The 9,393-nt window shown below is 42.7% G+C and carries 8 protein-coding genes and 1 pseudogene; 6 read left to right on the top strand and 3 right to left on the bottom strand.

Going from position 1 to position 9,393, the window contains the following annotated elements; genetic code table 11:
• Positions 1 to 192 precede the first annotated feature (192 nt).
• The 3 genes and pseudogenes from ACMJ0U_RS08195 to pnuC all read right to left on the bottom strand — a co-directional run.
• On the bottom strand, positions 193 to 567 hold the full coding sequence (locus ACMJ0U_RS08195) for a DMT family protein (protein WP_007558495.1): 375 nt from the start codon (positions 565 to 567) through the stop codon (positions 193 to 195).
• Between the two features lie 78 nt (positions 568 to 645).
• Positions 646 to 1,323 carry an MIP family channel protein gene (locus ACMJ0U_RS08190; RefSeq protein ID WP_417129492.1) on the bottom strand — a complete coding sequence of 226 codons (678 nt, stop codon included), beginning with the start codon at positions 1,321 to 1,323 and terminating at the stop codon, positions 646 to 648.
• Positions 1,324 to 1,563: 240 nt separating this feature from the next.
• Positions 1,564 to 1,842: pseudogene (pnuC, locus tag ACMJ0U_RS08185) on the bottom strand (nicotinamide riboside transporter PnuC); the annotation flags it as partial.
• A gap of 160 nt (positions 1,843 to 2,002) precedes the next feature.
• Here pnuC and ACMJ0U_RS08180 point away from each other — a divergent pair.
• The 6 genes from ACMJ0U_RS08180 to ACMJ0U_RS08155 form a co-directional block, all read left to right on the top strand.
• Positions 2,003 to 3,193 carry an ATP-binding protein gene (locus ACMJ0U_RS08180; protein WP_417129490.1) on the top strand — a complete coding sequence of 397 codons (1,191 nt, stop codon included), beginning with the start codon at positions 2,003 to 2,005 and terminating at the stop codon, positions 3,191 to 3,193.
• A 40-nt stretch (positions 3,194 to 3,233) separates the two neighbouring features.
• Positions 3,234 to 5,237 carry a type I restriction-modification system subunit M gene (locus ACMJ0U_RS08175; RefSeq protein ID WP_417129488.1) on the top strand — a complete coding sequence of 668 codons (2,004 nt, stop codon included), beginning with the start codon at positions 3,234 to 3,236 and terminating at the stop codon, positions 5,235 to 5,237.
• A gap of 28 nt (positions 5,238 to 5,265) precedes the next feature.
• Positions 5,266 to 6,285 (top strand): virulence RhuM family protein, encoded by a 1,020-nt coding sequence (locus tag ACMJ0U_RS08170; protein WP_417129487.1) that lies wholly within the window; start codon positions 5,266 to 5,268, stop codon positions 6,283 to 6,285.
• A 49-nt stretch (positions 6,286 to 6,334) separates the two neighbouring features.
• A complete protein-coding gene (locus tag ACMJ0U_RS08165; RefSeq protein WP_417129486.1) occupies positions 6,335 to 7,498 on the top strand; it encodes a restriction endonuclease subunit S in 1,164 nt (387 codons plus the stop codon).
• 3 nt (positions 7,499 to 7,501) lie between these two features.
• Positions 7,502 to 8,584 (top strand): Fic family protein, encoded by a 1,083-nt coding sequence (locus tag ACMJ0U_RS08160; RefSeq protein ID WP_417129484.1) that lies wholly within the window; start codon positions 7,502 to 7,504, stop codon positions 8,582 to 8,584.
• Between the two features lie 2 nt (positions 8,585 to 8,586).
• Positions 8,587 to 9,393 (top strand): type I restriction endonuclease (locus tag ACMJ0U_RS08155; RefSeq protein WP_417129482.1); only part of this gene is annotated, 807 nt, incomplete at its 3' end.

Below are 9,393 nucleotides of genomic sequence, written 5' to 3'. Positions count from 1 at the left end.
AAAAGAAAAACCCGCAACCAGCACAAGCGGAGGATGCGGGAAACTTGTATGAATACATTCGCCAGAAAGCAGCCGAGGACTCCATCCGGCGAAAAGAATTCTTCCGAAAAGATAAAGTCAGAAACAACCAGTACGACGTGCAGCGTGAAATCCAGCGGCTGCGCGAACAGCAGAACTGACGAGTGTCTTATTTCATTTCTTGAATACGAAATACACTGCCAATATCAGGCAGAAAAATGCAGCCAGGTGATTCCATTTCAGTTCCATCTTGAACGCAATCATGGAGAAAATGGTAAACACGGCCAGCGTAATCACCTCCTGAATCACTTTCAGCTGCATGATGTCAAACGGTCCCCCACTGTCTCTGAACCCCAGACGGTTGGCCGGAACCTGTAGACAGTATTCAAAAAAAGCAATGGCCCAGCTGAACGCAATCACCCCAATCAGCGGCAGTGAAGCAAACCAGCTGAACTCTTCACGCATCTTCAGGTGACCGTACCAGGCAAACGTCATGAAGATGTTCGAGAAAATCAGTAAAACAATCGAATAAATACCTTGTGATAGCATATCTTTTTCCTTATTTAAAAATCGGCTGCAAAGATACGTTTTTTAAATGAAAAAGACATGCTATCCTTGCGTCTTTACTCATTCAGTACGAAGGAATTTCCACACCAGCGCACTGAAAGCCGCTCCCACGAAAGGTGCCACGATAAATAGCCAAAGTTGTTCGATGGCTTGCCCGCCTTCCATCAGAGCCGGTCCGATGCTTCGTGCCGGGTTTACGGATGTGCCCGTAATCGGTATACACACAATGTGAATCAGTATCAGTGTAAGTCCGATGGCCAGTCCGGCCAGATTGCCAGCCCCCTTCTTTTCGTCCGTGGCAGCCAGCGCCACCAGCACAAAGATGAAGGTAAACACGGCTTCGGCCAGAAACGCCTGCCCCATGGCATCAGATGCAAAGCTGTTGGAACCTGTGGTTGTCGGTCCTCCGTGTGCACCGGTCGATACCAGCAGCGTGAGAATCAGTGAACCGATAATGGCGCCCACAACCTGAAACAGCATGTACATCAACGCCCGTTTCGTTTTCATGCCTCCCGACAGCCATACACCCAGTGTAATGGCCGGATTGATGTGGCAGCCGGAAATGTTTCCTATGGTATATGCCATGGCGATGACAGAAAGACCGAATGCCATGGCCACTCCGATGGTTCCTACTCCGGCACCCATTGTGTCGGCCACTCCTCCTGCAAATACGGCGCTGCCGCAGCCCAGCAGTACAAGAACCATTGTTCCGACTAGTTCAGCTACATACTTTTTCATAGGCATTACATTTAAAATTCTACGATGCCGTAATTTAGTATTTTCGCCGGAGAAACGCAAGATTGCTAATGATTTATTAACTTAAAATCAGACAGAAAGAGGTCTGCCGGAAAACACAAGTACGTTTCAGGGAAAACGTAAGGACGTTTGAGTCCAAACGCACTTGCGTTTGAAGTAAAACTCTTTGACGTTTTGAGTAAAACGTAAAGGCGTTTTTTACGCCTTCGGTTCGTAGGTGAAATACACCTTGCGCGGCATGCGTGTAATGGGTGTTTCTTCTTCAGCCTGCTGCATGTTCCTCTTTTTCTTTCCTCTGCTCCAGGCTATCCAGCCATACACCGAAGCCAGCAGGTAATACACGTTGATTCCGAAATCGGCATACAGCCCGGCCTGATAATACACCACCAGATAGACGGCGGGCATCACGATACAGGCCAGCCACAGGTAAATGCTGGCACGGTACTCCAGCCATAAATAGACTAACCCCACGAGGGTTCCAAACACTTCCAGGTAATTCATGGTGCAAAGATAGTGTAAGCCGAGTGCAGCGGCAAATAGAAAGAATTGTTTTCCGGATACTTTTTCTTTTTGAGGGATATTTTCTATCTTTGATGCAGATTGAACATTTTTGTTCAGTAGATTGAACATTTTGTGGAATTAGATTGAACATTTGGGAAAAATGGAATATAAAAGAGCACAGTTTCAGGAAATTCTTAGCCGTATAAATGAGCCAAGAAGTAAAATACAGGTTATTGTCGGCCCTCGACAAGTAGGAAAATCTACCCTTATCGGTCAGGTACTGGAAGAATGCACCCTTCCGTTCGACAGTTATTCCGCAGATGATGTGACAGGTGTATCTGCCGACTGGCTTACCCAGGTATGGGAATCACAAAGAATGAAAATGGCCGTTCGTGGAGAAACCAAAAGGCTGATGGTCATAGATGAAATCCAAAAGATAAGAAACTGGAGTGAAACGGTAAAAGCCGAATGGGACCGCGACACCCGAGAAAAAAGGCAACTGATAGTGGTACTGTTGGGCTCTTCCAGAATGTGGATTGAAAAAGGTCTGACCGAATCGCTTGCCAGACGGTTTGAACTTATCCGTCTCTCCCACTGGACTTATACTGAAATGAAAGACTGTTTTGGATGGTCTTTGCCACAATATGTCTATTTTGGCGGTTATCCGGGTGCCGCACAATACATTCAGAATGAAACACGCTGGAGAAACTATGTGAAAGATGCATTGATTGAGGCTTCCATTTCAAAAGATGTGTTGATGGATACCCGTATTATGAAGCCCCAGCTCTTGCGGCAGTTGTTTGAGATAGGCAGCAGTTATAGCGGAGAATTACTTTCACTTACCAAGGTAGCTGCCCAACTGCAAGATGCAGGAAATGTGACCACGCTTGCCGGTTACCTGCATCTTCTGGATGAATGTGGTTTACTTTGTGGACTGCAGAAATACGCAGAAGATGAAGCACGGAAATATAATTCCGTTCCCAAGTTTCAGGTTCATAACAGTGCACTTCGGAATGTATATGCCGACGAAGATTTTTCGGAAGTGATAGAAGATGCCAGGTTATGGGGACACTATGTAGAATCCGCCATTGGTGCGCACCTTGTCAGCCAGGCACAGATTTATGACTACAAAGTGTATTACTGGAGAGACAAGAAAGATGAAGTAGACTTCGTTCTGGTCCGGAGAAACAAGAAGGTAGCCATTGAAGTGAAAAGTGGAAGAAGAACCACCAATCAAGGGCTGAACGTTTTCTCGCAGTTATACCATCCGCACAAGGCTTTGGTGGTAGGTTCCGGAGGATTGCCTTTTGAGGATTTCTTATCGATGGACCTTAATTTGTTGTTTAAGTAATTGATAAATTCTTACCTTTGAGAAAGAAATAAAAATAGTTATGAGCGGAGAAGATTTGCAAAGACAGACCTCTATCAATATACAGGAAAAGGCCAACTTAATCTGGGCCATTGCCGATAAACTAGTAGGTTTATATAAACCTCACGAATATGGAAAGGTAATCCTACCCATGTGTGTAATCAAGCGTTTTGAAGATACCCTTGCACCAACAAAGGACGCTGTTATCAAGATGAACGAAGACCTTGAAGCAAAAGGTATAGCCGTAAAGAAAGGCTTCCTTGAAGCGGCAGCCAAACAGAAATTCTATAATACCAGTAAGTTTACTTTCGATATTTTACTTGCCGATGCCGATAACATCAAAGATAACTTCGAGAACTACCTCAATCATTTTTCCGAGAATGTGATTGACATCATCAACCGCATGGACTTCTACAACGAGATTAAGAAGATGGACGATAACAACCGGCTTTATCTCGTCATCAAGGAGTTCTGTTCTGCCAAGGCCTATTTAGGAGCCGATGTAGTTTCGGCTGTGGATATGGGATACATCTTTGAAGAACTGGTTCGAAAATTCTCCGAGTCGTATAATGACCAGGCAGGAGCCCACTTTACCGCACGCGACATTATTTACCTCATGAGTGAGTTGCTTGTGGGTGACCATGAGCAGGAAATGCAGGAGGAAGGAATTGTGGCATCTATCTACGATATGGCCATGGGAACCAGCCAGATGCTGGCTTGTCTGGATGAACGGTTCCGCAAGATAGACCCTGGAGCCGAAATTACTTGTTACGGGCAGGAGCTCAATCCGCAGACGTATGGTATTGCCAAAGCCGATATGCTTATAAAGGGCGGTAATGCCGATAATATGCGACTTGGCGATACTCTTGGCGACGACCAGTTCAAAGGCTATCAGTTTGACTACATCATCTCAAACCCTCCTTTCGGCATTGACTGGGAGGCTTCCGAAAAACGGGTGAAAGCCGAAAACGAAATGGGCGAAGCAGGACGTTTTGCTCCGGGACTGCCGGCAAAGGGAGACGGACAGATGCTGTTTATGCTCAACGGTGTGGCAAAGCTGAAAGAAGACGGCCGTATGGCCATTATCCAGAATGGTTCTCCACTTTTTAAAGGTGATGCAGGAAGTGGTGAAAGTGAAATACGAGGCTATCTGCTGGAACATGACTGGCTGGAGGCGATTATCCAGTTGCCTAACGACCTGTTTTATAATACGGGTATTGCTACCTATATTTGGGTAGTGAGCAAAAATAAGTCGGAAGAACGTGCGGGCAAGGTGCAGCTGATCGATGCCAGCAAATGCTTCGAGAAACTGCGCAAGCCGCTTGGCAATAAGCGTGTAGAGATTACAACTCTTTGCCGCGAACTGATTATGCAGGCTTATCACGATTTTACCAACTGGGAATATACCTCCGAACATAATCCTGAGCTGAAAGTGGAAAGTAAGGTAAAAGATGTGGAGGATTTTAAGTTTACAAAACTCACCATCAACCGCCCCTTGCGGCTGGAGTACAAGGATATTCATTTTGACGAGACTACTGCGGCCAATTATAAGGAAGCGGACAAAGCCTTGCTGAAAGAGGTGGCTGCATACTGGGAAGCAAATATGCCAGGGCACGTAAGCTTTCCTGATATTACTTTCTTCCTTGAGTTGAAGAAGGCCAAGATAAAAGTGCCGCAGGGAAAGGTTGCTTTGTTGAGAAACTATTTCGGCAAACGTAACCCTGATATGATGGAAGCATACATAAAGCCTGTTGACCAGGAAAGTGGATTTGCACCTGACCCGGAATTGAAGGACAGCGAAATTATCCCTTGGAAAGAAGATATAACCGAATACCTTGACAAGAACGTGCGTCCGTATGCCCCTGACTTCTGGTACAACGAATCTGAAAGTAAGATTGGTTATGAAATTCCGCTGACACGTGAGTTTTATAAATACACTCCTCTTACAGCAAGTTCAGTAATATTCGATGAACTGAAAAAACTGGAGGAAAGAGAATCGGAACTGATGTCCAGGATATTAGGGTAAGCAGATATAAATCAGCATCATATCGATCATGAACGAGCAGCAAAACAACGGAAATATAATCCTCTACCAGACAGAGGATGGCAAATCAAGGATAGAAGTGACTCTATGCAATGATACGGTTTGGCTTACAGCCGACCAGATGGCAGAGTTGTTCCAGAGAAACAAATCTACCATTTCCCGGCATATAAAGAATGTATTCGAGGACGGAGAGCTACAATCAGATATGGTTGTTGCATTTTTTGCAACAACCACTCAGCATGGTGCTATCAAAGGAATGCAACAAACTCATCAGGTAGCATACTATAACCTCGACATGATAATCAGCGTAGGCTATCGTGTCAAGTCGCACCGTGGCGTACAGTTCAGAATATGGGCTACACAAGTTCTGCGTGAATATCTTGTAAAAGGATTTGCCATGAACGATGATTTGCTGAAAAGAGCTGGCGGAGGAAACTATTTCGACGAGCTGCTAAGCCGTATCCGTGACATCCGTTCCTCGGAAAAGGTATTCTACCGCAAGATACTCGAAATTTATGCCCTGAGTATAGATTATGACCCGCGTACAGAGACTACCATGCAGTTCTTCAAGACTGTACAAAACAAGATGCATTTCTCTGTACATGGTCATACCGCTGCCGAAATTATATATGAGCGTGCTAACGCGGAAAAAGATTTCATGGGACTTACTTCATGGACGGGAGCATTGCCCAAACGTACCGATGCGGAAATAGCGAAGAACTATCTTTCTTCCGATGAGCTGGATACGCTCAACAGAATCGTCAGTCTATACTTGGATTTTGCCGAACTTCAGGCTAAATCGCATAAGCCTATGTACATGAAAGACTGGATTCAAAAGCTGGACGATTTCCTAAAGCTTTCCGGAAAAGAGCTGTTAAGCCATGCTGGAAAGATTTCTGCCGAGTTTGCAAAGCAGAAAGCAGATACGGAATACGACAAGTTCAAGGAAAGGACTGTTTACAACCTTTCACCCGTAGAAATTCATTTTTTAGAGAATTTTGAAAAGGAGCAGAAGAAGCTGAAAAACTAATGCTACATGGATTGATTACTCTTTAATTTAAATAGGAAGATTGAGGATTATGGAAAATAGATACAATAAATATAAAGATAGTGGTATTGCTTGGATTGGGGAGATTCCAGAGCATTGGGAAATAACTTCGTTCAAAAGAAAAATCACTATTAATAATGGAAAGGATTATAAAAATTTTTTGGATGCAGAAATCTATCCTGTAATGGGCTCTGGAGGTTGTTTTGCATATTGTTCAAACTATATGTATGATGGAGAGGCTTTATTGTTGGGTAGAAAAGGTACAATAGATAAACCTTTATATGTAAAAGGTAAATTTTGGGCTGTAGATACAATGTTTTATGCTATACCACATGCAAATTTAGATTGTAAATTTGCATATTATCTTGCACTAATGTTTCCTTTCAATCTTTATTCAACTTCTACATCATTGCCAAGTTTAACACAAACAGATTTAGGCAATATACTTGTTGCTTTTCCTTTTTTATCTGAACAACAATCTATCGCCGCTCACCTTGATCAAAAATGTGGGGAAATAAACGAACTGATAACTTTGCAAGAGGAAATGATAACCAAACTGCAAAGCTACAAGCAATCTGTCATTACCGAAGCTGTAACCAAAGGTTTGGATAAAAATGTTCCTCTAAAAGATAGAGGTATTGAATGGATTGGGGAGATTCCTGAGCATTGGAAAGTTGTAAAGATAAAATACCTTGCTAAAATAAAAAGTGGAGATTCTATATCATCAAATGAAATAGTACAGGAAGGTATTTATGAAGTGTATGGTGGTAATGGACTAATGGGATATTGTAATAAGAAAAATGTTGATGGTTTTAACATTATAATAGGAAGAGTTGGTGCATTATGTGGAAATGTTAGACTTATTTCAGAGTCTAAATATATAACTGATAACGCATTAATTTTAAATTGTTTTGACAATGCATTATATCCTTATATGTATATAATGTTGAAAGCCGCCAATTTGAATAACCTAAGTACAAGCAATGCTCAGCCACTTATCACAGGTTCAAAAGTACTCAATGTCTCATTACCAATACCTCCTCTCCCTGAGCAACAATCCATCGCCGATTACCTCGACGAGAAATGCAGCGAGATAGACGAACTAATCTCCATCAAGCAGCAGAAGATAGAGAAATTGAAGGACTACAAGAAATCATTGATTTTTGAGTGTGTAACCGGAAAAAGAAAAGTATAAGCCATGACTGAATTCGACAAATATATCCGACAGGGAGAACCCGAACAGAAAGAGAAAGCTGCCGCATGGCAAGTTGCTATTGGTTTGCAGGATGTGGACGGACTGAAACCGTCTGAGTATCTTATTCAGACGGCACAGCAACATATCGAAGGAGACATTTCCATTGATGAAGTGAAACATCTGATTGATACGTACTATCAATCGAAATCTTCCCGTGGGGAAATAGAAAATGAGCGGACAGAAGAAGCAGATAAAGTATCGGCACGCATCACGGAACTGCTTTCTGAAAAAACATTCTCGTTTACACCGGATTATCTGCTATATATTCATAAGCGCTTGTTCGAAGGTCTCTACAAGCATGCCGGACAAATCCGTGATTATAATATCACCAAAAAAGAATGGGTGCTTGACGGCGATACGGTAATCTACTCGGATTATGAAATGATTCGCCCTACTTTGGAATATGATTTTGCGCAGGAAAAGGCTACGGATTATCCTGCCATGAATGCAGAACAGGCTTTACAGAGAATCGGTAAATTCATTTCAGGTGTTTGGCAGATACATGCTTTCGGCGAAGGCAACACCAGAACCATAGCTGTGTTCCTTATGAAATACTTGAAGACATTCGGATTTAAGGTGGATAATGATATATTCAAGAAACATTCGTGGTATTTCAGAAATGCACTGGCACGTGCCAACTATAACAACTACTCCAAAGGGGTTTCAGCAGATGCCGGATTCCTGGATATGTTCTTGAGAAACATGTTATTTGGAGAAAATAATCCTCTTAGCAACAGAGAGATGCACATAAACTTTTCTCAAAGTGCCAAAAAAGAGGAGTCAAAGAGCCAGAATGGCACTTTGGATGGCTCTTTGAATTGTACACTGGATGAAATGGCACTGCTGAATTTCTTGAAAGAAAACCCTAAAGCCACACAGTCTGATATAGCCGCACATATTGGTAAATCGGAACGGACCGTGAAGCGTATGACTCCTTCACTCATAGAAAGAGGATTATTGGAACGTATAAATGGGAAAGGTGAAAAAGGAAGCTGGAAAGTAACGATTGATTGTAACTGTAAATGACTATGAATACCGCAGACTTAAAGGAAAAGAACTTCGAAGCCGATATAGAACGCTACCTGATTACAGAGGGAGGCTATATCAAAGGCAACCAAGATACATACGACAAGGACAGGGCTATAGATATGCCAGTGCTTATTTCGTTTATTGAGAAGACACAACCTAAACAGTGGAGAAACTACAAGAAGAGATATGGTGACAAAGCAGAAAGACAATTGTATCGTATATTCCAGGATAATGTGTCACGTTACGGGCTGATACACGTGTTGCGCAAAGGTATTATGGATGTAGGAATCAGCATTAAGTTTTGCTACTTTGCTCCGGCTTCTTGGTTGAACGATGAATTGGTAGCATGCTATTACTCCAATATCCTGACTGTTACACGGCAGTTTGCCTACTCCAATGACGTACGAAACACAATTGATATGGTTTTGTCCGTGAACGGTATTCCAGTGGTGGCACTTGAACTGAAAAACCAGTTTACAGGACAGAGTGTAGAAGATTCCAAATTTCAATGGCGTGAGAAAAGAGACCCGAAAGAACCGTTGTTTCATTTTAATAACCGTATTCTGGTTTACTTTGGGGTAGATCTTTACGAAGCGGCAATGACTACCGAATTGAAGAAAGAACAGACATATTTTGTTCCTTTCAATCAAGGTTCGAATGGAGCGGGTAATGTAGGAGGTGCGGGTAATCCGGAACGTAAAGATGGAGGATATGTTACTTCATATCTATGGGAGGAAGTGCTTCAGCGAGATATGTTGCTCTCTATTCTTCAACGTTATATTTCTTTACAAGAAGAAAAAAAGTTG

The organism is Phocaeicola sp., from assembly GCF_048170425.1.
In the GTDB taxonomy this organism is placed as follows: domain Bacteria; phylum Bacteroidota; class Bacteroidia; order Bacteroidales; family Bacteroidaceae; genus Phocaeicola.
The sequence above is the reverse complement of the archived record's forward strand: the minus strand, read 5'-3'. Positions and strand labels throughout refer to the sequence as shown.